General features: G+C 59.8%; 19 protein-coding genes. 6 read left to right on the forward strand and 13 right to left on the reverse strand.

The features are described 5' to 3' along the window. Nucleotides 1-24: 24 nt before the first annotated feature. Nucleotides 25-1563, reverse strand: a complete 1539-nt coding sequence (gene betC / locus ACRWA7_RS13030; RefSeq protein WP_438391370.1) for a choline-sulfatase — start codon at nt 1561-1563, stop codon at nt 25-27. A 124-nt stretch (nt 1564-1687) separates the two neighbouring features. Between betC and ACRWA7_RS13035 the strand changes: the two genes are divergently transcribed. Continuing rightward, complete coding sequence (locus ACRWA7_RS13035) at nt 1688-2608, forward strand: choline sulfate utilization transcriptional regulator (RefSeq protein WP_438391371.1); 921 nt, start codon at nt 1688-1690, stop codon at nt 2606-2608. A 117-nt stretch (nt 2609-2725) separates the two neighbouring features. After that, a complete protein-coding gene (gene purU / locus ACRWA7_RS13040; RefSeq protein WP_438391372.1) occupies nt 2726-3616 on the forward strand; it encodes a formyltetrahydrofolate deformylase in 891 nt (296 codons plus the stop codon). Nucleotides 3617-3694: 78 nt separating this feature from the next. On the opposite strand, the gene ACRWA7_RS13045 is transcribed toward purU, so the two are convergent. The 10 genes from ACRWA7_RS13045 to ACRWA7_RS13090 all read right to left on the reverse strand — a co-directional run bounded on the left by ACRWA7_RS13045 (nt 3695) and on the right by ACRWA7_RS13090 (nt 16216). Then, a complete protein-coding gene (locus ACRWA7_RS13045) occupies nt 3695-4555 on the reverse strand; it encodes a glycine betaine ABC transporter substrate-binding protein (RefSeq protein WP_060817826.1) in 861 nt (286 codons plus the stop codon). Nucleotides 4556-4697: 142 nt separating this feature from the next. Further along, nucleotides 4698-5906 (reverse strand): 2Fe-2S iron-sulfur cluster-binding protein, encoded by a 1209-nt coding sequence (locus ACRWA7_RS13050; protein ID WP_438392784.1) that lies wholly within the window; start codon nt 5904-5906, stop codon nt 4698-4700. 41 nt (nt 5907-5947) lie between these two features. Continuing rightward, complete coding sequence (locus ACRWA7_RS13055) at nt 5948-7249, reverse strand: aromatic ring-hydroxylating oxygenase subunit alpha (RefSeq protein WP_438391373.1); 1302 nt, start codon at nt 7247-7249, stop codon at nt 5948-5950. A gap of 63 nt (nt 7250-7312) precedes the next feature. Next, on the reverse strand, nt 7313-8110 hold the full coding sequence (locus ACRWA7_RS13060) for an electron transfer flavoprotein subunit beta/FixA family protein (protein ID WP_438391374.1): 798 nt from the start codon (nt 8108-8110) through the stop codon (nt 7313-7315). After that, on the reverse strand, nt 8107-9294 hold the full coding sequence (locus ACRWA7_RS13065) for an electron transfer flavoprotein subunit alpha/FixB family protein (RefSeq protein WP_438391375.1): 1188 nt from the start codon (nt 9292-9294) through the stop codon (nt 8107-8109). The genes ACRWA7_RS13060 and ACRWA7_RS13065 overlap by 4 nt, the downstream gene beginning before the upstream one ends. A 3-nt stretch (nt 9295-9297) precedes the next feature. Further along, nucleotides 9298-11217: a (Fe-S)-binding protein gene (locus tag ACRWA7_RS13070; RefSeq protein ID WP_438391376.1), complete on the reverse strand. Its 1920-nt coding sequence runs from the start codon at nt 11215-11217 to the stop codon at nt 9298-9300. Nucleotides 11218-11219: 2 nt separating this feature from the next. Next, a complete protein-coding gene (locus ACRWA7_RS13075) occupies nt 11220-13283 on the reverse strand; it encodes an FAD-dependent oxidoreductase (protein WP_438391377.1) in 2064 nt (687 codons plus the stop codon). 61 nt (nt 13284-13344) lie between these two features. Continuing rightward, nucleotides 13345-13881 carry a DUF5943 domain-containing protein gene (locus ACRWA7_RS13080; protein WP_438391378.1) on the reverse strand — a complete coding sequence of 179 codons (537 nt, stop codon included), beginning with the start codon at nt 13879-13881 and terminating at the stop codon, nt 13345-13347. Nucleotides 13882-13927: 46 nt separating this feature from the next. Then, complete coding sequence (locus ACRWA7_RS13085; RefSeq protein ID WP_438391379.1) at nt 13928-14899, reverse strand: dipeptidase; 972 nt, start codon at nt 14897-14899, stop codon at nt 13928-13930. Between the two features lie 27 nt (nt 14900-14926). Then, nucleotides 14927-16216, reverse strand: coding sequence for a serine hydroxymethyltransferase (locus ACRWA7_RS13090; protein ID WP_060817835.1), 1290 nt, complete (start codon nt 16214-16216; stop codon nt 14927-14929). Nucleotides 16217-16644: 428 nt separating this feature from the next. On the opposite strand from ACRWA7_RS13090, the gene ACRWA7_RS13095 reads away from it, so the two are divergent. Then, nucleotides 16645-17655, forward strand: a complete 1011-nt coding sequence (locus tag ACRWA7_RS13095; RefSeq protein ID WP_060817836.1) for a GlxA family transcriptional regulator — start codon at nt 16645-16647, stop codon at nt 17653-17655. A 75-nt stretch (nt 17656-17730) separates the two neighbouring features. Here ACRWA7_RS13095 and fdhA read toward each other — a convergent pair whose 3' ends face one another. Then, entirely contained in the window at nt 17731-18930 is a 1200-nt protein-coding gene (gene fdhA / locus ACRWA7_RS13100; protein ID WP_438391380.1) for a formaldehyde dehydrogenase, glutathione-independent, read from the reverse strand. A 213-nt stretch (nt 18931-19143) separates the two neighbouring features. Here fdhA and betI point away from each other — a divergent pair, with 213 nt between their 5' ends. The 3 genes from betI to betA are packed head-to-tail and all read left to right on the forward strand — an operon-like array spanning nt 19144 to nt 22922. After that, the gene (gene betI, locus ACRWA7_RS13105) at nt 19144-19743 is read left to right on the forward strand and encodes a transcriptional regulator BetI (protein WP_438391381.1); all 600 of its coding nucleotides are present in this window, start codon (nt 19144-19146) and stop codon (nt 19741-19743) included. Between the two features lie 10 nt (nt 19744-19753). Next, nucleotides 19754-21223, forward strand: a complete 1470-nt coding sequence (gene betB / locus ACRWA7_RS13110; protein ID WP_438391382.1) for a betaine-aldehyde dehydrogenase — start codon at nt 19754-19756, stop codon at nt 21221-21223. A gap of 10 nt (nt 21224-21233) precedes the next feature. Beyond that, a complete protein-coding gene (betA, locus tag ACRWA7_RS13115; protein ID WP_438391383.1) occupies nt 21234-22922 on the forward strand; it encodes a choline dehydrogenase in 1689 nt (562 codons plus the stop codon). A gap of 33 nt (nt 22923-22955) precedes the next feature. Here betA and ACRWA7_RS13120 read toward each other — a convergent pair whose 3' ends face one another. Continuing rightward, nucleotides 22956-23219, reverse strand: coding sequence for a hypothetical protein (locus ACRWA7_RS13120; protein WP_438391384.1), 264 nt, complete (start codon nt 23217-23219; stop codon nt 22956-22958). Nucleotide 23220 lies beyond the last annotated feature (1 nt).

Below are 23220 nucleotides of genomic sequence, written 5' to 3' on the forward strand. Positions count from 1 at the left end.
TCTGCAAGCGCGTTTGACGCCCGTTCAGCGTTTGACCGCGGGGAAACGCGCCATGGCTTCGAGCGTGTCCAGGTCGATGTGATTGCGCATATAGCGCTGGCTGGCATCGACTAATGGTTGCCAGTCCCAAGACTCGATCGCGCCTTGCGTGGTGGCGTGGAAATGAAATTGCCGGCGACGCTGGCTTTGCACAACGTCGTCACGCAGCTTGCCAAGGTCCCAGCGTCGCGCTATTTCTTCACGGAATGCAGCCACGCGCGCCGCGTGTTCCGGATGCCGGGCAAGGTTTGTCCGCTCCAAGGGATCGGCGGTGACGTCGAAAAGCTGATCGGGGTCGGCCGGTGTGTGGATGAACTTGAAGTCGCCACGGCGCAGCATGACGATAGGCGCGATAGCACCCTCGGCAAGGTATTCGCCGATGGCTTCATCGTGAGCGTGAGGTTCGCGGCGAAGATGCGGTATGAGACTTTTTCCGTCGAGTGTATCGGGCCATGCTGGTCTTGCCGAACCTCTGCCCAGTTCAACCAGCGTCGGCAGCAGGTCGAGATGAGAGACCGAAGCCTTCACGTGACCCGCCTCGAATTGCCCCGGCGCGTGCACGATCAGCGGCACGCGGCAACCGCCCTCGAAGAATGTCATCTTGTACCAAAGGCCGCGTTCGCCCAGCATCTCGCCGTGATCGGAGGTCACGATCACGATGGTGTCATCGGCCATGCCGGATTGATCGAGCGCTTCAAGGATCGCGCCGAATTGCGCATCCACGTAAGAGATCGCGCCGTAATACGCATGGCGCGCATTGCGAACCTGCTGATCGGTCGGCGGCGTTTTGTCGGTTTCGCAAATATAACGGAGACGCTTCGAATGCGGATCGGCGGCCTCCAGCGTGTCGCGATACGCGGGCATTGCGATGTCTTCATCGCGATATATGTCCCAGTATTTCTGCGGGATCGCGTAAGGATCGTGCGGATGCGTCAGCGAAGCCACCACGCAAAACGGCCGCGCATCTTTACCGGCTTGCCGCTCGCGAGCGATATCGAACAGCTTCTGGCGCGTGGTGTAGATGACCTCGTCATCGAAATCGAGCTGGTTGGTGCGTACGCACGGGCCTGCATCGATCACGGAACTCATGTTGTGATACCAGCTCGGACGCGTTTCGAAGTCATCCCAGTCAGGCGTCCAGCCAAAATCCGCTGGGTAGATATCGGTCGTGAGGCGTTCTTCGAAACCGTGCAACTGGTCAGGACCGCAGAAATGCATTTTTCCTGAAAGCACCGTTCGATACCCCTCCGCCCGCAGGTAATGGGCGAACGTCAATGTTTGCGATGGAAATTCGGCGGCGTTATCGTAGGCACCTATGTTCGATGGCAACTTCCCGGACAAGAATGAAAAGCGCGACGGCGCGCAGAGCGGACTTGCGCAATATGCGGAATCGAAGACCACGCCGCGCGCCGCTAGCGCGTCCATGTTCGGCGTCTTTGTCACGGTGTGACCATAAGCCGATAACGCAAACGGCGTCATCTGATCAGCCATCAGAATAAGGATATTTTGTTTGGGCTTAAGCATCGGGGCAAGGCTCGAATAGAATCGGAAAGGTGGAACGCAAAACGCACTGCACCGCGCATCACTATTGCTGTCCAATTCACGGCTGTGAAGAGCGCAAAACGTTATGAGCTCATAAGGGGTGCTTATGCCGAGACAAAATCGTTTGCCGCCAATGCAGGCGCTGTCCATGTTCGAGTCCGCCGCGCGCCTTGCCAGCTTTACCGCAGCCGCCCGCGAGCTTGGCTCCACGCAACCGGCGGTCAGCCAGCGCGTGGTGCAGCTTGAAGAGGCGCTTGGCGCGCCGCTGTTCGAGCGCGGGCATCGTGGCGTGACGTTGACCGAAGACGGGGTACGGCTTTTCGAAGCCGTGCGCCAGAGCCTTGAAACCATCCGCGTTGCCACGAACGATATCCGCGCGCGTCATGCAGCGCCGGCCCAGCAATCGCTCAACCTTCTCACCGACTTCGGCTTTGCAACCTACTGGCTGATGCCACGTCTTTCGCAATTCAAGGCGCTCATGCCTGACGTCGATGTGAAGATCACCACGGCGCAAGACGTGCTCGCGGCGGAGCACGATCACGCGGATATCGTGATCGGCTTCGGTCACGTTTCAATGAACTGGCCCGGGCGCGGCACGCTCAAGTTGTTTCCCGAACAAGTCACGCCGGTATGCAGTCCCGCATTTCTCGCGCGGCACGGCAAGCCGGTGCATCCGTCGGATTTGAGCGAACTGCCGCTGCTGCATCTTGAACCGACAAACCCGGAGCGCTGGCTTTCATGGCATGGCTGGTTCGCGGCGCAAGGGCTGAGCGCGCCGGCCGCGCATCGCGGCATTACGTTCAACAACTATGGCTTTGTTGCGCACGCCGCGCTCATGGGTCAGGGCGTGGCGCTCGGTTGGGCGCCGCTCGTGGATGAGCTTGTTCTAAGCGGGCAACTCGTGCAATTGTTCGATACCCCCGTCACGACCGATGGCGGCTATCTCCTGAGCGCGCCGCGCGCACAGACCACGGCGGTTCGCGCGTTCCGCGACTGGCTGCTGGCCGAATGCGGAGTAACGGCTTGACGCTCCAATACCAGCATCTCGGCGTATAGCTTCTAGCCGCGGCCCCATGCAATTTGCTCTACTGCGTAATGCACGCGCCGTCTTTGCGGCGCTGCCCTTTGCATAGTGGAGAACCGCATGGCCGGCGATATCGCAAGCAACATCCTTTCTCATCATCGACTCGTGCTGACAGTTGCCTGTCCCAGCGCGGCAGGCCAGGTTGCGGCCGTGGTCGGCTTTCTCGATCGCCATCAATGTTATGTCGATGAACTCACCGTCTTCGACGACGACCTGAGCCAGCGCTTTTTCGTACGCTGCGTCTTCCACGGCGTAAATCGCGACGAGACACTGCAGATCGCCGCGTTACAGCAGGAATTCGCGCCCATAGCCGAGCGTTTCGCCATGACGTGGGCCATCCATAACGTCGATGCGCGGCCCAAGGTGCTGATCATGGTGTCGAAGCTGGAACACTGCCTCGCGGACCTTTTATTCCGCTGGCGCATGGGCGAACTGAAAATGGATATCGTGGGCATTGGGTCGAATCATCGGGACCTGGAACCGCTTGCTGTTCAACACGGTTTGCCCTTTCATCATCTCCCCGTCACCGCCGATACCAAACCGCAACAGGAAGCGCGCCTGCTCGATTTGTTCGATAGCTCCGGTGCGGAATTGCTGATTCTCGCGCGCTATATGCAGATCCTATCGGGCGAAACAAGCCGCAAGCTGGCCGCGCGAGCGATCAATATCCATCATTCGTTCCTGCCGGGATTCAAAGGCGCCAAGCCTTATCATCAGGCGCACACGCGCGGCGTAAAGCTGATTGGCGCGACCGCGCACTTTGTCACCGATGACCTGGACGAAGGACCGATCATCGAGCAGGTGGTCGAGCGCGTGGACCATTCGTACAAGCCGGAGCGCCTGCTCGCGACCGGACGCGATGTGGAATGCATCACGCTCGCGCGAGCAGTGAAGGCATTCATCGAGCGGCGTGTGTTTATTAATGGTGACCGCACCGTAGTACTGCAATAACGCCGCCTCAGACCAATAAGAAACGCCGCTTGATCAAGCGGCGTTTTTCGTTACAGCGAAGGCTTCATGGAACAGGGTTTATTTCGTCCAGGTCGTTACACGGTCTCCATGTGCATTGATCCATGCATCGGCGGCGGCAGCAGGCTTTGCACCATTCGTCGTTGCCAGCATGACGCTGTCGATTTCGCCCGGTTTCCACTGAAACTTCTTCAGGAATGCGACCACGGTCGGCGCCTTCGTCTCAAGCCCCGGATTCACCACGCTATCCACATGCTCGGCTTCGCCGAATACCTTCTTCGGATCGTCCAGGAATTTCAGCTTGTACTTCGCGAACATCCAGTGCGGCTTCCAGCCCGTCACAATGATCGGCTTCTTCGCATTCTCGGCACGTGCCAATTCCGCCGTCATCGCGCTGCCCGAACTCGGCATCAGCGTGTAGTCGAGGTTATAGGCCTTGATTGCCTCGCTCGTCTTGGACATCACGCCAGCGCCTGCATCGATACCCACAATCCGGCCGCCGAAATCCGCCTTCTTCGCTTCCAGATCAGTGAGGCTCGTCACGGGTGCATCTTCCGGCACGATCAAGCCGATCTTCGCGTCCGGAAAATTCGCGCCAAGGTCAACGACCTTCGACTTGAAGTTATCCCAGTATGCGCCGTGCGTGACCGGCAACCACGCCGACAAGGTTGCATCGAGGTCGCCGCGCGCCACGCCTTGCCACATCACGCCCGCTGCCACGGGCACGAGTTGCACGGGATACCCCAGCTTCTTCTCGATGATCTGCGCCGCCACATTCGACGTCGCCACGCTGTCATCCCAGCCTTCCACGTAGCCTATCTTGATGGTCGGTTTCGCATCGGCGGCGATTGCCGTTACGCTGGCTGCGGCCAACGCTGCGCTCATCGTGCTGAGAACAAGCAGTTTCTTGATCAGTTTCATTGTCTTCTCCCCTTCGCGGTCCAAACCATTGAGCCTTTAGAATCACCGGCCAGAAATGCGCTGACTGGTTTTTTTTCGACACCCAGTTGTCCGGATGCGACCTCGTTTTATCCGGGTGCGCCGCCGGTCCTGATGAATACCCTTACTTGTCTACAACCAGATCGGTCAGCGGCTTGCTGCAGCACAGAAGGACCATGCCCTGGTCGATTTCCCGCTGACGAATGCCGCCGTTATGCTTCATCTGCACTTCGCCGGATAAGAGCTTGACCTTGCAGGTGCCGCACATGCCTTGCGTGCAGGACGCCGGCAGACGCACGCCGGATTTCTTTGCCGCGTCCAGAACATGCTGCCCGCTGCCGCATTCGATTTCGCGGTTGCTTTTCGCAAAGCTCACCTTGAATGTGGTTTCCACGGGCGCGGCAACAGGTATGGGTGCGGGTGCAAAGCCAATAGCGGTTTCCCGGTCCTCCGCGAACGTCTCCGAAGATAGCAGCGCATCGGCGACATGCGCCGTCGTGAGTTCAGCCGCGACTTCCGCAATCGTTTCGAAGGAAAAGCTTTCCTCGTGATAATGCGTGGCGTCGAAACCGCCTTCCGCAAGAAGATCGCGTACCGCTTTCATATACGGCGCGGGACCGCATGTGAAAATCTCGCGCTCCAGGAAATCCGGCGCGATAAGCTTGAGCAAGGGCAACGTCAGAAACCCCGTCACGCCCGGCCAGTTCGTTCTCGCGCCGACCCGTTCGCACACAAATGCGGTCCGGAAGTTCGCTTGATTTGCGGCGATCAGGTCGAGTTCCCGCGCGAAGATAATGTCGTCGGGCGTACGCGCGCTATGTACGAACACAATGTCGCGATCTTCGCCCAGTTCGTGATGTGCGCGGCTCATGGACATCAAGGGCGTAATCCCCGATCCCGCCGATAAAAACAGAAACTTTCGCGCCGGATGCCGCGCGCAAGTGAACTCGCCCGCAGGCCCGAGCACGCGCACCTTGCCGCCCGCCTGCAGATTGTCGTGTAGCCAGTTCGACACCTGGCCGCCCGGCACGCGCTTGACCGTGATCGAAATAGTGTGCGGACGCGTAGGCGGCGACGAAATGGTGTAGCAGCGATTGATCGACTCGCCCTCTATCTCCAGTTCAAGCGTGACGAACTGGCCGGGCTCGAAAACAAACGTGCGTTCATTGGGCGCGCGAAAGAAAAAACTCTTCACGTCATGCGTTTCCTGGCGCACGTGACAACATACGAGCGTGTCGTCCGTATCGCTGTCCCAGCGTGCGGGAAGCTTGCCCCAGAACTCGGGCTGGGTGACTCGGTTCGGGGCGGGCTCGAACGTCGCCTGGTCGCGCATCATCTGTTTCTCCGCTTTTTGGCTTTGAGTACGCGTTGTGATCAGCGTTTGAACGATACGACTTTTTCGCCGTGCGAAGACGGCACGGCTGCTTCGTCCGGCGTGTTCGCATAGTCGTCGAGCCGCCCGATGTACCACTCGCAAAACTTCTCCACGAGCCCTTCGGTGAACGGTGAATACGGACCCGGCTCGTACGCGCTGCTCGTCACGCCCAGCTGCGAGTATTCGACCAGCGCGCGATCCTGATCGTTGGTCGCGCGCCAGACGGCCGTGAGGTTATCGACGTTGTAGTCAATGCCTTCGCGCGCATCCTTGTTCACCAGCCACTTCGTGCGCACCAGCGTCTCGCCGGCGGAGAGCGGAATCACCGAGAAACTTACAATGTGGTCGCTCATGAAGTGATGCCATGAGTTCGGCTGCGTCCAGAACGACAGGCCGCCGAGATCGGCTTGCTCGAAACCGCCCAGCAGTTTGGTCGATGCAACCTTCGCGTCCATGGTCTGCGACTCGCCGCTGCGATCCAGCGGCAACCTTTGCGTGCGAAAGCCGGTGACAAGGTCAGCCAGCCTGTCGATTTCCTTCGACGGCAGGTTCATTGCTTCCCATTGCGCCGTGCGCTCGGCAACGGTCTTGTCGAACGCGGCCATGGCTTCTTCGTTGTCGGCGGAGCGTTGATAGCCGAAGCCATATTCATAGAGCGAAATAGTCAGTTCAGGATGGTTCGCGACGCAGTGATAGCACTCGCGGTTGTTCTCCATCGTGAGCTTCCAGTTGCCCTTTTCAATGATGTCGATGGACGCCGCGACCTTGCAATCAGCCAGACGATGCGGCAGCAAATATGGTTCCATTGAAGCACGCAGCACCGCAAAATCGGCGGGCGGTGTTTCAGCGAGGCATATGAAAATGAGTCCCGCAAGATTCTCGAGATGGACCTTCTTCAGACTGTGCTTGCACTTGTCGAACTGTTCGCCCATATGCTCGGCGAACATCAGGTCGCCGTTGAGGTTATACGTCCAACTGTGATACGTGCACACAATATTGCCAAGCGAGCCCTTTTCCGAGTTGCACAAACGCGCGCCGCGATGTCGGCAGACGTTATGAAACGCGCGGATCTGCATGTCGTCGTCGCGCACGATCAGGATGGAATCGTCGCCGAGTTCCACCGTCATGTAGTCGCCCGCTTCCGGCACATCCGGCTCGACCGCCACCTGAATCCAGTGCTTGCGAAAGATCGCGTCCATGTCGAGCGCATGGATTTCCTCGCTCGCGTAGAACGGCGCTTCAAGCGTGTGGCCCTTCTTGCGGCGTTCGATCATTGCGCGAACGTCAGCGGAAACTTTCATCGTGTACTCCGTGTTTTGGTGCCCCGCGCGACCTTGAACGCGCGGGAAATTTCATATCGCGAATCAGTAATCTACGAGTTGATGCTCGCGCAAATACGCCAGAATCACTTGTGCTTTTTCGACGGAAGTCCCTTCAATTACGACGCTTCCGCCACGGCTTTCGGTGGTCGTTGCGGACAACATGCGCGCGTGCCCCGAGCGCTTCTCGGTGGCGGCCAGCCGCACGGGTTTCGCGCTCGCGGGTTTGACGGACCACGCGGCAGCATCCGGCGCGTTCGCCGCGCTCACGAGCACTTTTTCAATCGCGCCTTCGCGCAGCCTGGCGTACGCATAGCGCGGCGTGGCGTTGGCCATGGGATGCACGGCGACGAGCGCCGGCAGCGGCGCCTTGATGCGGCGGCGCAAACCTTTCGGCAGGAATTGCCTGACCGTCACATGGTCAGCTTCGACTTCGATGTCCACTGCCGATGCAAGCAAAGGCACACCTAAAGCGTCGGCGAGTTGATACGGCAGCATGCCGCTGTCTTGCGTGCCTTCGGCGCGCGTACCGGTCAGGACAAGGTCGTAGCCTTTCAATCGAACGCTCAGCGCGGCAGCAATCTCGTCGCCGTCGGCGACTGAAAGCACTTCGACTTTCACCGCGCCAAGCGCGAGATATTCACGCAACGCGGTGTTCGTGGGATCCCCCGCGTGGATCACGTCAAGCGCCGCTCGATGCTTCGTGGCAAGCGCAATTGCAAGCGTCAATGCAGCCGCGTCATTCCGGCTGTAGCGTTGCGTCCCGCTGACCGGATGACGGCCAACCGACACGAGCACCGCGATCCTCGCCACACCTTTCACGGACGATGCGTTCGGGTTCATGCAAGCGCTCCTTCCAGCTTTGCCGGTTTCGGCGCGATGCCACTGTGCGCCGTCGTCGTATTGGGATTCGCGCGTGCGTTGCGTGCCGACGCGGCGGCATCGGTCAGCGCTGCAATGGTCTCGGCCGCGTCGCCAATGATCGTCAGGTTCGCGCGTTTCGCAATCGGCGCGCTTGCGTCCAGATTGACCGCGATCACATGGCGGCAATCCTTGATGCCCTGCAAATGCTGCACCGCGCCCGAGATACCGAACGCGATGTAAATGCTTGCATCGACAGTCTTGCCTGTCGCGCCGATTTGCTTGTCGCGCGGGAATTTGCCGTCGTCCACCGCCACGCGGCTCGCGCCAATCGCCGCACCAACCGTGCTCGCAAGGCGCTCGAACGCGGGGATGTCCGTCACGCCATTGCCTGCGGAAACAATGAAATCCGCTTCTTCCAGCGCGACCTGAGCGGCGTCGATTTCTTCAATACCGAGGTCTGTGTAGAGGCTTGTTGTTTGCACGCCCGCAGGGCCAAATTGCGCCGCCTCCACTTGCTCGCCCGCACCGACAAAAGGCAAACGTGCATCCACTGCGTTTTGTGCAAGAAGGATCACATCAGGCAATGCGCGCACCGCGAAGGCCTTACGCGCTTGCGTATAAACCGATACGTGCGTGGAGTCGATCTCGACCACTTGCGTCGCGATCGACGCCTTGGCCTGCGCCGCATATCTACGGCCTAGATCGCCGTCGCCGGTTGCGTTGTCTGGCAGGAAAACGTGTGCCGGCGAATAGGCCGCCACGCACGCAGCAAGCGCGTTGAGCGCGGCGTCGGGTGCGAAGGCGCGTCGATCAAATGCGGACAACTCGATCACCTTGTCCGCACCAAGCGAGGCCGCGTCGTCCTTCAATTCGCCGAATACCAGCAGCACGACTTGTGTGTCAGCCTGCGCGAGCAACGCGGCGGCGGCAAGTGCCTGGCGTGCGTGATCATCGAGCGAGCCGCGATCGCTGTGCGCTGCAACCAGCAGCGAACGAAGCACCAAGGACGTGGTGCGGCGCGGCTTTGCCTGTTCCCGATGCCCGGCAAGCGCCACGAAGCCGGTGTCGCCAGCCGCGCCCACAGCACCTAGCGTAATGCGCCGAAGCCCTTGCGCCGTGACAGAAAACGGCCGGCGCGGATCAATTCGTTTGATTGTGTGCATTGCTTACTCCAGCGCCGCTGCAACGAGTTCGGCCACGTCGAGCACGTCAGGACGCGCACCGACGACACCTTCCAGCATCGCCGTGCAGTTCGGACATCCGACCGCGACGATCTCGGCATTGATCGCACGCGCGTCGTTGATGCGGATATCGGGAATGCGCTGCTTGCCGGGAATGTCCGTGAGTGGCGCGCCGCCGCCGCCGCCGCAGCATCGTCCGCGCATGCCGTTGCGTTCCATCTCCACCACCTTGATACCAATGGTTCTCAGCAGCGTGCGCGGCGCTTCGGTTTCGCCGTTGTATCGGCCGAGATAGCACGGGTCGTGATATGTAACGGTCTTGCCTTCGGCGAGCGTACTCTGCGCCAGCGGCTTCAGCTTGCCGCTTGCCACGAGTTCCGCGATCAGCGCGGTGTGATGCTGCACTTCATACAAGCCGCCAAGCGCGCGATATTCATTACGCAAGCTGTGCATGACGTGCGGATCTGCGGTAACGATCTTCTTGAATGAATACTGCGAGAGCGTTTCGATCAGTTGCGTGGCAAGTTGCTGGAACGTGGCTTCGTCGCCAAGACGGCGGGCCGTGTCGCCCGTGTCCGTTTCCACGCCCCCGAGCACCGCATAATCCACGCCGGCGCGGTTCAGCACTTTCACGAGCGCGCGCAACGAGCGTTGATAGCGCATGTCGAAGGAGCCTTCGCCTGCCAACAACAATATGTCCACGGGGCGGCCGGGTTGTGCGACCTGAACTTGCAGATCGACCGCCCAGTCGTAACGCGCGCCAATATCGAAGCCATTCGCGCTGCCTGTTTCACGTAGGTTGGCGAGGGTCTCCGGCCCCTTGCCCGGCACGAACCCTTCTACCAGCGTCTGGTTGCGGCGCATGTCGACGATAGCGTCTACATGCTCGATCAACATTGGACATTCCTGAACGCATGCACGGCAGGTAGTGCAGGACCAGATCGTATCTGCCTCGATCATGGTGGAGATGAGCGGCTTCGATGGCGCGCCCGAATGCTTGCCAAGAGCAATGCCCGGCGTCGGACTGCCCGCGTAGGCGGCGTCCGTGCCGCCGACCATGCCGGTCACCAGGTCCTGTATCAGCTTCTTCGGGTTCAGCGGCTGGCCTGCCGCGAACGCCGGACATGCCGCTTCGCACTTGCCGCACTGCACGCAGGCATCGAAACTCAGCAATTGATTCCAGCGGAACTCCACGGGCTTCGCAACGCCGTACTCCTTTGCATCCAGAAGAGGCATCTTGAGTGCGGTCGGCGGCACCACGTCATGCTCATGGCTGCGGCCAGTGAAGCGTTCCTGACGCGGATGAAACGCAAGATGCAGCAGGCCCGCGAGCGCGTGTTTCATCGGACCGCCGCGTGCAGCGCCGAACGTCATCGTGAAAGCGCCCGCTGCAATCAGCAACGCAACGATAATCGCCAAAGCACCCGACATGGCCGCTGCCGGCAACACGATGAACAATACGAGCCCGAGCGCAAACGATCCAAGCAGCAACGGCAGGCTATCCCACGGACCACGCGACAAGCGCGCCGGCACCGCTTTGGCGCCATGGCGCCGGCGCCACACGAACACCGCGCCCACAAGCATGATCAATGCGGCAAGGAAAATCAGCTTGTCGATCCATGGCGAATAAATCGCCAGACCGTAATTGATGAACACGAGCCCCATTGCAGCAATAGCACCACCCGCGGTCGCCACATGCGTCTTCGCAATATACGGATCACGCGCGACCACGTGATGCAGGTCGACGAAATAGCGCTTGGGAATGGACAGCAGATTGCCCCAGCCATATGCACCCGCAGCCGTCGCACGGCCTTCGCGCCAGTATCCCGCACGCTTGAACAATGCGAATGCCAGACCCGCCACCGACAACCACAACAACGCGGTAATGACAAACACCGGGCTCATTATCAGAAGTCCTTGACGAGGCGCAGCGCGTCATAGATCGCGCCGTGGATGTTGTGCATGGAGATGCAGTCGCCAACGCGGAACAGCAGGAATCGGCCGTTGCCCAGTTCTTCGCTCAACGATGGTTGCGGCTCTGACGCGAACAGTTTATGTACATCGACTTGTCCGCGATTGAGCGACTCGGGTTTGAGCTTCCAGTAAAGGTCGTCATTCGGCGTGATGCCATTTTCGATCACGACCTGATCGACCGCCCGCTCCTCCTGCTCCTCGGTATATTCGTTGCGGATCACGGCGATCTTCTTGCCGTCTTCCTCGTAGACTTTATCGAGCCAGTAATTCGGCGTGGAGATCACGCCTTGCGCATACAGACGTCGATAAAAAATCGGGAACGTCGTGCCGCCCACGTCATCGGAGACCTTCACATCCGGCGTCACGATCTCGACATTCGCGCCACGGCTCGCGATGAAATCCGCCACGCCCGCGCCCGCGTGCATGCTCACGCCGTCATACACCAGCACGTTCTTGCCTGGCTCGACCTTGCCCGAGAGAATGTCCCACGAACTGACGGCGAGCCCTTGCTCGACGCCCCACGCGGGAACCTGTTGCGTGAACGACGAACCGCCGGTTGCGAGGACGATGACGTCCGGCTTCTCCGCCATGATCATCTTGTCGTCGGCGGCCACGCCAAGGCGGCGATCCACGCCGAGGCGCTTCGTTTCCATATCGAACCAGCGCACAATGCCGGCCATCTGCTCGCGCTGCGGCGCCTTGGCCGCGAGCATGATCTGGCCGCCAACGTAATCATTCTTCTCGAACAGCACCACGTCATGACCGCGCGACCTCGCCACGCGCGCCGCTTCCAGTCCGGCAGGACCCGCGCCCACAACAACGACCTTGCGCTTCGGTCCGCGCGACTTCTCGATCACGTGCGGCATGGTCGCCTCGCGCGAGGTTGCCGCGTTCTGCACGCACAGCACATCGAGACCGTTGTACTGCCGGTCGATGCAATAATTCGCGCCCACGCATTGCTTGATTTCGTCTTCGCGGCCGTCGCGAATCTTGATGACCATATGCGGGTCGGCGATCTGCGCACGCGTCATGCCAACCAGATCGATCATGCCGGATTCGAGCAGACGCTCGGCCTGTCCTGCATCGCGAATACTTTGCGCGTGCATCACCGGCAGCTTCACGACGGACTTGATACCCGCGGCAAGATGCACGAACGGCTCGGGGGGCAAAGCCATCGGCGGCATGCAGTTCGCAAGCGTGTTGTGCGTGTCCGCACCCGAACCAATCACGCCAATGTAATCGATAAGACCCGACTCCGACATCGACTGCGCGATTTCCTTCAGTTGCGTATGGTCGAGCCCGTCCTCGTGAAATTCATCTCCGCACATGCGCAGGCCGACGCAGAAATCCGGACCCACCGCTTCACGCACTGCCTTGAGTACTTCGTTACCGAAGCGAAGACGGTTTTCGAGCGAACCGCCCCATTCATCGGTACGAAAATTTGTGCGCGGGCTCCAGAACTGGTCAATCAGATGTTGATGCGCGGCCGAGATTTCGACGCCGTCCATGCCCGCGTCCTTGACGCGTTTTGCGGCCGCCGCGAAGTCGGAAATGATGCGCCTGATTTCCTCGACTTCAATGATCTTTGCATTACCGCGATGCACCGGCTCACGCACGCCCGAAGGCGACATCAGATGCGGCCAGTGCTCGCCATGATATGCCGTGCGACGGCCCATGTGGGTCGCCTGGATCATGATCTTCGCGCCGTGCTTGTGCATGGCCTCCGCAAGACGCGCGAGCGGATCGATGATTTGGTCAGTCGACAGATTCACCGACTTCCACCAGCCTTGCGGACTATCCACCGAGACCGGGCTCGAACCGCCGCACACGGCCAGTCCCACACCGCCCTTCGCCTTTTCCTCGTAATAGCGGATATATCTGTCGCCCGGCAAACCGCCCGGTTCCGCATAGACCTCCGCGTGCGCCGTGCTGACAATACGGTTGCGCAACGTCAGTTTGTTCAGCGTAAGAGGCTTGAAAAGGTTGGGGTAACGCATCGCGGTAGACCTCGGATTTATCTATTTACTGTGCGGCCTGTTACTCATGCTTGTTACGCGTTCATGCTTGCAGCGGCGTCACTTCGAACACGCAATGCGGATGACCTTCCGCCGCGCATTGCGTCTCCACCGAGAAGGACTTCGGTCCTTTCTTCGTGCCTTGCGGCGCGGTATCGTTGACCCAGTCCATTGCACCCGCGAACCAGCCGGCGAACATGTAGCAAAGCTTGCCTTCCTTGCCCGGCTGAGCAAGCACGAACGACGAGTTATGCAAATGCACGGTCGCAGTCGATGCCGCCGGATCGCTCCTGACGATCGAAAAGAGCCCCCAGCCCCGCTGCGACAAGCGCTTCAGATAATGTTCGAATACCGCCATGCCGCTGATGCCGTGCTGTTTGGCTTCCTTGTCGCACCAGTGATATGCCGACTTATGGCCCGCCGTATACAAGCTCTTTGCATATACTTCACGCCCCAGCGCTTCTTCAACCGCTAAGTGATTGTTCGTGAAGAAATGACGCGGCACGTACAGCATGGGCAGCGAGTCGGTTGTCCAGACGCCGGTTTCCGGATCGACGTCTATAGGCAGTTGCGGTTGCATTGTTTGCTTTCCTTGGGGAAGGTGATTCGGGCTTGGCGACGCGGTCCTAGACGTTCCAGACGCTGTCGAACACGCGCACCCAGTTCTCGCCCATGACTTTCCTGATGCGCGACTCGCTCCAGCCGGCACGCTCCATTGCGGCAGTCAGGTTGGGAAATTCACCAATGGTTCGGATTCCTTCCGGGTTCACAACCTTGCCGAAATTCGTCAGTTGCCTATAACGACCTTTGTCGTGCGTGATCCAGTCGAAGAATTCCGTGCTGTAACCTTGAGTGAAATCAGTACCAATGCCGACGTTGTCTTCGCCGATCAGATCGACCACATATTCAATGGCTTCCAGATAATCCTCTACAGTCGCATCGGGACCGCGCTTGAGGAACGGCGCGAACATGGTCACGCCGACAAAGCCGCCCGCATCGACGATTTCCCTCAGTTGTTCATCCGTCTTGTTGCGCGGATGTTCTTTCAAGCCCGAAGGGCAACAATGCGAATAGCAAACCGGCCTGGTGGAAGCCGCGATCGCTTCCGAAGACGTCTTCCCGCCGACATGCGAAAGATCGACCATGATTCCCACGCGATTCATTTCCTGGATCACCTCGCGGCCGAATCCGGAGAGCCCCCCGTCGCGCTCGTAACATCCCGTGCCAACCAGGTTCTGCGTGTTGTAGCAAAGCTGCACCACGTTCACGCCAAGCTGCTTGAACGTTTCTATATAACCAAGGTTATCCTCGAACGCATGCGCGTTCTGGAAGCCGAAGATGATCCCGGTCTTGTTCTCTTTCTTGGCACGGCGAATGTCGTCCGTGGTGCGCACGAGCGTGAGAATATCGCTGTGTTCGCGCATCATCTGGCGCATCTCTGCAATGTTGTCCACGGTCTTCTGGAAGCTCTCCCAGACCGATACGGTGCAGTTCACCGCGGTCACGCCGCCCTTTCTCATGTCCTCGAACACGGAAGGCTCGAACTTCGAGATGTTCAACCCGTCGATAATGATGCTGGTGTCGTGCAATGTGCTCATCTCATGCTCCAGAATGGCGGGACGTAATCAATAGATAGGGAAACGCTCGCACAACGCGAAGATTTCGCGGCGCACGCGCTGTTCGGTATTGGCATGGCCTTCCGGGTGGTCGCGCAGCGCGTCGAACACTTCCACGATCAGGCGGCCAATCTCGCGGAACTCGGCAACGCCAAAACCACGCGTGGTGCCGGCCGGCGTACCCAGGCGCACGCCCGAGGTGATAGTGGGCTTTTCCGGATCGAAAGGGATGCCGTTCTTGTTGCAGGTGATGCCGGCGCGCTCCAGTGCCTGCTCGACCTGATTACCTTTCAGGCCCTTCGGACGCAGATCGACGAGCAGCAGATGGTTGTCCGTGCCTCCGGTAACGAGATCCACGCCGCCCGACTTGAGCACTTCGCCCAACGCCTTCGCGTTCGCCAGCACATTGTCGATATACGTCTTGAACGAAGGCTGCAGCGCCTCGCCGAAGGCCACGGCCTTACCCGCGATCACATGCATGAGAGGACCGCCCTGGAGGCCCGGAAAGACCGCTGAATTGATCTTCTTGGCAATGTCTTCGTCGTTCGTCAGCACAAAGCCCCCGCGCGGACCGCGCAGGGTCTTGTGCGTGGTCGACGTCACCACATGTGCGTGCTCGACCGGGTTCTGATGACGTCCCGCCGCGATTACACCGGCAATGTGCGCCATGTCGACCATCAACCTGGACCCGGCTTTATCAGCAATAGCGCGCAGCCGCGCGAAATCCAGTTCACGCGGATAAGCCGAGAAACCGGCGATCAACAGCGTGGGCTTGTGCTGCATCGCGAGTTCTTCGATCTGCTCGTAATCAATCAGCATGGTCTCGCGGTTCACGCCGTACTGGACCGCGTTGAACCACTTGCCCGACAACGCCGGCTTCGCGCCATGCGTCAGGTGACCGCCGGCATCGAGCGACATGCCGAGCACGGTGTCGCCGGGTTTGGTCAACGCGAGCATCACCGCGCCGTTAGCCTGCGCGCCCGAATGCGGCTGAACGTTCGCGAATTGCGCGTTGAAGATCTGCTTCACACGATCGATCGCGAGCGTTTCGATTTCATCGACAAACTCACAGCCGCCGTAATAACGCTTGCCCGGATAACCTTCCGCGTATTTGTTCGTCAATACCGAACCTTGCGCCTCGAGCACGGCGCGCGAGACGATATTCTCCGACGCGATCAGTTCGATCTGCGACTGCTGGCGTTCCAGCTCTTTAAGGATGGCGCTGCGCACGGGCGCGTCGCGAGAGGCAAGCGGTTCATCGAAGAACGGGGCGGCGGGGCGAGTCGTGGAGTTTGACATTGAAGCATCCGTGGGTTCGGGAACAAGTCGTTTTTTGAAAGCAGATTCATGACGCCGCGGCACGCCAGATCAGCGCTTAAATCCGCTTTCCGATGCGTCTATTCTTGACTTTCGCCGAATCCGCCAATTTATGAATTTAGACGTGTTCTTGGCCTTTTCCGACATGGGCGTCCGTTTTACACAAGTCGCGTCTGACGCATTTATCCAGCCACCCGATGCTGCACTGCGACGGACGGTGGGCGCTCTTGCGCGGTGCGTGCCACGCGTTCGATCCCTGTCCGGGTGCGCTTTCAAGCGTCTGTATCGCGATGGAGTTTCGTCGCCGATAGGGTTTAGCCTGATGGCATGCTAGTTGCAAACATCTACAAAATGTAGATAGTCGTGCCCCACGACAGCGCAACTCAAGATTCGAAGGAATCATTCCTCTCATGTCCCCCGATCGCACCGCGTCGCTCGCGCATTTCGCGTTCATGCCGCTGCCGAACTTCACCATGATCGCGTTCACCAACGCTATTGAAGTGCTGCGCATGGCGAACTATCTGACGGGGCAAAAGCTTTACACGTGGTCTATCGTGAGTCCTGATGGCGGCCCAGTAACAGCCAGCAACGGTCTTTCCGTCGATACCGGACCCGTGGAATGCGTGGGACAGCCGGACATCGTGTTCGTGGTCGGCGGTATCGACGTTCAGCGCGAAACGACGGCCGCGCATCTCGCTGCACTGCGCCGCTTCGCGCGTCTGGGGAGCGTGCTGGGCAGCCTTTGCACCGGCACCTACGCGCTCGCCCGCGCTGGTTTGCTCGCGGGCTACGCGTGCGCGATTCACTGGGAAAACATGTCGGCCTTGAAAGAGGAATTTCCCGATACACGCTTTCTCAAAGAGCTATTCGTGATCGATCGGGATCGCGTGACGTGTACCGGCGGCGTCGCGCCGCTCGACATGATGCTGAACCTTATCTCCACGCGCGTTGGTTCGGCAAAGGTCACGCAGATCGCGGAACAGTTCATTGTGGAACATGTCCGCGATACGAGCGCGCAGCAGCGCATGCCGCTCGTTGCACGCCTTGGGTCGGCGAACAAGTCGCTGTTCGAAGTGATTTCGCTGATGGAGAACAACATTGAAGAGCCGTTGTCGAGAGAAGAACTCGCGCGGCTCGCAGGGATGTCACAGCGTCAGTTGCAGCGCCTGTTCCGCGAGCATCTTGGCATGACGCCTACGCACTACTACCTCACGTTGCGGCTGCGCCGTGCGCGCGAATTGCTGCTTCAGACCGATATGTCGATCATGCATATCACGATGGCTTGCGGGTTCCAGTCGGCATGCCACTTCAGCAAGAGCTATCGCGATGCTTTTGGCACTGCGCCCACGCGCGAGCGGCGGCGGCAATTGCCGCCGCTCGCGGTGGTTCCATCCTTGGCGGTTGTGCAAAGCGCCGCGTAGATTGTTGCTGGCACTTAAGCGTTCGATGACTTAGTCCCACGGCCATCGACCGCTCAAGCAACAGCGGCTCTATTCCTAAGCCGCCTTTAACAATCCGTGCGGGTCGATCACGAACTTGCGCGGCGCACCGCCATCAAACTGGCGATATCCATCCGGCGCCTGATCGAGCGTCACCACCGACACGTTCACAATATCCGCAATCGGCAATCGATCCCACAAGATCGCCTGCATCAGGTTCTGGTTGTACTTCATGACCGGCGTCTGGCCAGTGAAGAACGAATGCGACTTGGCCCAGCCCAAACCGAAGCGAATGCTCAGCGCACCCTTTTTCGCGGCTGCGTCGGCGGCGCCCGGATCGTCCGTGACATACAGGCCCGGAATCCCGATTGCGCCTGCTACCCGCGTGATTTCCATTAGTGAGTTGAGCACCGTGGCAGGCGCTTCTTCATGATGCCCGCTGCTGCCGTGACCATGCGCTTCGAAGCCGACGCAATCGACCGCGCAATCCACCTCAGGCGTGCCGAGAATCGCCGCGATCTGCTCACTGAGCGTTGCATCCTTCGATAAATCCACCGTCTCGAAGCCCACTTTGCGCGCATGGGCAAGACGCTCTTCATTCATGTCGCCGACAATCGTGCAGGCAGCGCCGAGCAAACGCGCGGATGCGGCCGCCGCCATTCCGACCGGTCCTGCGCCCGCGATATAAACCGTCGAGCCGGGCTTCACGCCTGCCATTACCGCTCCGTGATAACCCGTTGGCAGGATGTCCGAGAGGCACGTCAGGTCGCGGATCTTCGACATCGCCTGGTCACGGTCGGGAAACTTCAGCAGATTGAAATCGGCATACGGGACCATGACATATTCCGCCTGTCCGCCAATCCAGCCACCCATGTCGACGTAACCGTATGCACCGCCCGCACGCGATGGATTCACGTTCAGGCACACGCCAGTGTTTTGCGCCTTGCAGGTCGGGCAGCGTCCGCAGGCCACGTTGAACGGCACTGAAACCAGATCCCCGATCTTCAGCGTTTCCACGTCGCGTCCGACTTCAATTACTTCGCCTGTGATTTCGTGTCCGAGCACCAGACCGACTTGAGCGGTCGTGCGGCCGCGCACCATGTGCTGGTCGGAGCCGCAGATATTCGTGGTGACGACCTTGAGGATTACACCGTGGCCAATTTGCCGGCCGCCCGGATCCACCATCTTCGGATAGTCGATGGATTGCACTTCCACCTTGCCCTGCCCCAAATACACGACGCCGCGATTGCTGCTCATTGCCTGTCTCCTTTCTCTTGTGGACGATCCGCATGGCAGACGACGCCATGCACCGTCTCACGAGCGTAGTCCTGCCGTGCACAAGAGACGCGCCTCCAACGCGACGCGAGTTTGGCCGAAACCGACATCGTGCATTTTTATTGATTGACCGTTCAATATAAAATACTTAGGCTTTGGATCATGCATCTGGCAACTGTCATATAGGGAACGTTCATGCCCAAGCTTGGAATGCGTGAAATCCGCCGGGCGCAGTTGATCGATGCGACCCTGCTCACCATCGACCATGCCGGCTTGCCCGGCACTACGCTGGCCTCGGTTGCGCAACGCGCGAGTATTTCAACGGGTATCGTCAGTCACTATTTCGGCGACAAGGACGGATTGCTCGAAGCCACCATGCGCCACGTGCTGCGCGACTTGTGGAGCGCGACATCGCGAAGACGCCGCCTTGCGAAAGACGAGCCGCGCGCGCGCCTGCGCGCCGTGGTAACGGCGAACTTCGACGCGGCGCAGGTCAGCAATCCGGTGACAAAGACGTGGCTCGCGTTCTGGTCAGAGAGCATGCACAAGCCCCAATTGCAGCGCTTGCAACGCATCAACACGCGCCGTCTCTATTCCAACTTGTGCGCCGACTTTTCGAAAGCGCTGCCACGTGTAGCAGCGCGTCGCGCTGCAAGCGGGCTAGCTGCATTGATCGACGGATTGTGGCTGCGCGGCGCATTGTCGGGCGAACCCTTCGATACCAAGGCCGCTATCCGGCTCGCCAATGACTACATCGATCTCGTGCTCGATACGCGCGGCCGCACGCTTACCTAAGGATCACACCATGCCCATATTCGGATTGCAGCGCCTGTATATTGGCGGCGCTTACGTCGACGCCACCAGTGGCGAGACTTTCACCACGGTCGATCCCGCCACCGGCGAGACGCTCGCAAGCGTGCAGCAGGCGAGTGCGGCCGACATCGACCGTGCAGTGCGATCGGCGTACGAAGGACAGCGCGAATGGGCTGCCATGAACGCCATGCAGCGCTCGCGCATCCTGCGCCGCGCAGTGGAGATTCTTCGCGAACGTAACGACGAACTTGCCGCTCTCGAAACACGCGACACGGGCAAGCCGATTGCCGAAACACGCGCGGTCGATATTGTCACGGGCGCCGACGTGATCGAATACTACGCGGGGCTCGCACCAGCGCTGGAAGGTCAGCAGATCCCACTGCGCCCCACTTCATTCGTCTACACGCGACGCGAGCCGCTTGGCGTTTGCGCGGGCATTGGCGCGTGGAACTATCCAATCCAGATTGCCTGCTGGAAAGCAGCGCCCGCCCTCGCCGCAGGCAACGCAATGATCTTCAAGCCGAGCGAAGTCACGCCGCTAAGCACGTTGAAACTAGCCGAGATCTTTACGGAAGCGGGCGTTCCCGCAGGCGTGTTCAACGTCGTGCAAGGCGATGGCCGCATTGGCGCAATGCTGGCGGCGCATCCGGATATTGCGAAGGTCTCGTTCACTGGCGGTGTCGAAACTGGCAAGAAAGTCATGTCGGCGGCAGGCGCTTCGTCGTTGAAAGAAGTCACGATGGAACTGGGCGGCAAATCGCCCCTCATTGTTTTCGACGACGCCAATCTCGAACGCGCCGCCGACATTGCCCTGAGCGCCAACTTCTTCAGCTCCGGGCAGGTTTGCACGAACGGCACGCGCGTATTCGTACAACGGACTGTGTATGAGCGCTTCGAAGCGCTGCTGCTGGAACGGGTGAAACGCATCCGCCCAGGACCGCCAATGGACGCAAACACGAACTTCGGTCCGTTGGTCAGCGCCGCGCAGTTGCTTAAGGTGATGGGTTTTATTGAAAGTGGCAAGAAGGAAGGGGCGCGGCTTATCGCTGGTGGATCGCGCATTGTGCATGGCGCGTTTGCTCAAGGGCAGTACGTCGAGCCGACCGTCTTTACCGATTGCAGCGATGGCATGCGAATCGTACGCGAGGAAATCTTTGGACCGGTCATGAGCATTCTCGTCTTCGATGAGGAAAGCGAAGCAATAGCACGCGCCAACGCCACATCATATGGCCTTGCCGCAGGCGTGGTGACCGACAATCTGGCGCGTGCGCACCGCGTCATTCATGCAATGCAGGCCGGCATTTGCTGGATCAATACATGGGGCGAATCACCCGCGGAAATGCCCGTGGGCGGCTACAAGCAATCGGGCGTTGGCCGCGAAAACGGAATCACCACGCTCGAGCACTACACGAGCATCAAGTCGGTCCAGGTCGAGATGGGTCCGTACCAACCCGTGTTCTAAGGAGCATTCAATGGACAGAAAGGAGTTCGACTACATCGTCGTGGGTGCGGGTTCGGCAGGTAACGTGCTGGCGTCGCGTCTCACGGAAGACGCCGACGTGACCGTGTTGCTGCTCGAAGCGGGCGGCCCCGATTATCGTTTTGATTTCCGCACGCAAATGCCGGCGGCGCTTGCGTTCCCGCTGCAGGGCCGTCGATACAACTGGGCGTATGAAACCGATCCCGAGCCGCACATGAACAACCGGCGCATGGAATGCGGCCGGGGCAAGGGACTTGGCGGTTCGTCGCTCATCAACGGCATGTGCTACATACGCGGCAACGCGCTTGACTACGACGGCTGGGCCGGGCGGCAAGGCCTCGAGAACTGGACCTATTCGGATTGCCTGCCGTACTTTCGCAAGGCGGAAACACGCGACGCCGGCCCCAACCCGTATCACGGTGGCGACGGTCCGGTACACGTAACGACATCGAAGCCCGGCAACAATCCCTTGTTTGCCGCAATGGTCGAGGCAGGCGTGCAGGCAGGCTATCCGCGTACCGACGACCTCAACGGCTACAGCCAGGAAGGTTTTGGACCGATGGATCGAACGGTGACGCCAAACGGCCGCAGATCGAGCACGGCGCGCGGCTATCTCGACCGCGCGAAGGACCGGCCGAATCTCACCATCGTCACGCATGCGGTGACCGACCGTATACTGTTTTCAGGCAAGCGAGCCATCGGCGTTGCGTATCTTCATGGCGGCGAACGCGTGAGCGCCCATGTGCGCCGCGAAGTGCTCGTGTGCAGCGGCGCGATTGCTTCGCCGCAATTGCTGCAACGTTCGGGCGTTGGACGCTCCACATGGCTGCGCGAACTCGATGTACCGCTGGTCCATGACCTGCCCGGTGTCGGCGAAAATCTCCAGGACCATCTGGAAATGTACATGCAGTACGAGTGTCTCGAACCCGTGTCGCTGTATCCGGCGTTGCAATGGTGGAACCAGCCGCAGATCGGCATTGAATGGATGTTGAAGGGCACCGGTATTGGCGCGAGCAATCAATTTGAAGCGGGCGGATTCATTCGCACGCGTGACGACGATCTCTGGCCGAACATTCAGTATCACTTCCTGCCTGTCGCGATCAACTACAACGGCTCGAATCCCATCAAGATGCACGGTTTCCAGGCGCATGTCGGGTCAATGCGTTCGCCCAGCCGCGGGCGCGTGAAGTTGACGTCGCGTGATCCGAACGCGCATCCGAGCATCTTGTTCAACTACATGTCGGACCCGCTCGACTGGCGAGAATTCCGCGACGCCATTCTCATCACGCGCGAGATCATGCATCAGCCGGCGCTGAAGAATTATTGCGGGCGCGAGTTGCATCCCGGTGCGGACTTGAGGACTGACGACGCGCTCGATGCGTTCGTGAGACAGCGCGCGGAGACTGCCTACCATCCATCGTGCTCGTGCAAGATGGGTTACGACGATATGTCCGTGGTAGATAATCAAGGCCGCGTGCACGGGCTTGAATCCCTGCGTGTGGTCGACGCTTCGATCATGCCGCAAATAGTGACCGGCAATCTGAACGCGCCGACCATCATGCTTGCCGAAAAGATCGCCGACGCAATTCGCGGACATGCGCCGCTGGCTCGCGCCGACACGCCGTATTTCGTCGCGGGCGGGGCGAAAGCGCGGAAGAGCGAAGTTATCGCGGCGATGTAGCAAAGTCGATTGCAACAAGCTCGTAACGCTGATTCATTGTTCGAACCGGGCGCGCGCAGCCGTCGCTATGCGTGCAATGCTTTCTGTGCTCAATCGCCCGGCAATCTTTCGCACATACTCGTGATGCCGCGCGCCAAGGGGCGCATTGAGATATTGCGCGTGCAGGTATCGGATCAACGCAATGCGCCTGTGCCCAAGCGCGATACTTCTGTCGAGCAACGCAAGCGCCGCGTGGGCGTCATGTTGCTCGCACGCAAGCTGCAAGAGCTCGGCGGTTTCAGCACGCGTCGATGTCATG

The sequence above is a fragment of the Caballeronia sp. DA-9 genome (genome assembly GCF_051615025.1).
Taxonomy (GTDB): Bacteria; Pseudomonadota; Gammaproteobacteria; order Burkholderiales; family Burkholderiaceae; genus Caballeronia; species Caballeronia sordidicola.

Coding starts and splice junctions, on each gene's coding strand:
- betC (WP_438391370.1), bottom strand. CDS start 1,563: ATGCTTAAGCCCAAACAAAATATCCTTATTCTGATGGCTGATCAGATG.
- ACRWA7_RS13035 (WP_438391371.1), top strand. CDS start 1,688: ATGCCGAGACAAAATCGTTTGCCGCCAATGCAGGCGCTGTCCATGTTC.
- purU (WP_438391372.1), top strand. CDS start 2,726: ATGGCCGGCGATATCGCAAGCAACATCCTTTCTCATCATCGACTCGTG.
- ACRWA7_RS13045 (WP_060817826.1), bottom strand. CDS start 4,555: ATGAAACTGATCAAGAAACTGCTTGTTCTCAGCACGATGAGCGCAGCG.
- ACRWA7_RS13050 (WP_438392784.1), bottom strand. CDS start 5,906: ATGCGCGACCAGGCGACGTTCGAGCCCGCCCCGAACCGAGTCACCCAG.
- ACRWA7_RS13055 (WP_438391373.1), bottom strand. CDS start 7,249: ATGAAAGTTTCCGCTGACGTTCGCGCAATGATCGAACGCCGCAAGAAG.
- ACRWA7_RS13060 (WP_438391374.1), bottom strand. CDS start 8,110: ATGAACCCGAACGCATCGTCCGTGAAAGGTGTGGCGAGGATCGCGGTG.
- ACRWA7_RS13065 (WP_438391375.1), bottom strand. CDS start 9,294: ATGCACACAATCAAACGAATTGATCCGCGCCGGCCGTTTTCTGTCACG.
- ACRWA7_RS13070 (WP_438391376.1), bottom strand. CDS start 11,217: ATGAGCCCGGTGTTTGTCATTACCGCGTTGTTGTGGTTGTCGGTGGCG.
- ACRWA7_RS13075 (WP_438391377.1), bottom strand. CDS start 13,283: ATGCGTTACCCCAACCTTTTCAAGCCTCTTACGCTGAACAAACTGACG.
- ACRWA7_RS13080 (WP_438391378.1), bottom strand. CDS start 13,881: ATGCAACCGCAACTGCCTATAGACGTCGATCCGGAAACCGGCGTCTGG.
- ACRWA7_RS13085 (WP_438391379.1), bottom strand. CDS start 14,899: ATGAGCACATTGCACGACACCAGCATCATTATCGACGGGTTGAACATC.
- ACRWA7_RS13090 (WP_060817835.1), bottom strand. CDS start 16,216: ATGTCAAACTCCACGACTCGCCCCGCCGCCCCGTTCTTCGATGAACCG.
- ACRWA7_RS13095 (WP_060817836.1), top strand. CDS start 16,645: ATGTCCCCCGATCGCACCGCGTCGCTCGCGCATTTCGCGTTCATGCCG.
- fdhA (WP_438391380.1), bottom strand. CDS start 18,930: ATGAGCAGCAATCGCGGCGTCGTGTATTTGGGGCAGGGCAAGGTGGAA.
- betI (WP_438391381.1), top strand. CDS start 19,144: ATGCCCAAGCTTGGAATGCGTGAAATCCGCCGGGCGCAGTTGATCGAT.
- betB (WP_438391382.1), top strand. CDS start 19,754: ATGCCCATATTCGGATTGCAGCGCCTGTATATTGGCGGCGCTTACGTC.
- betA (WP_438391383.1), top strand. CDS start 21,234: ATGGACAGAAAGGAGTTCGACTACATCGTCGTGGGTGCGGGTTCGGCA.
- ACRWA7_RS13120 (WP_438391384.1), bottom strand. CDS start 23,219: ATGACATCGACGCGTGCTGAAACCGCCGAGCTCTTGCAGCTTGCGTGC.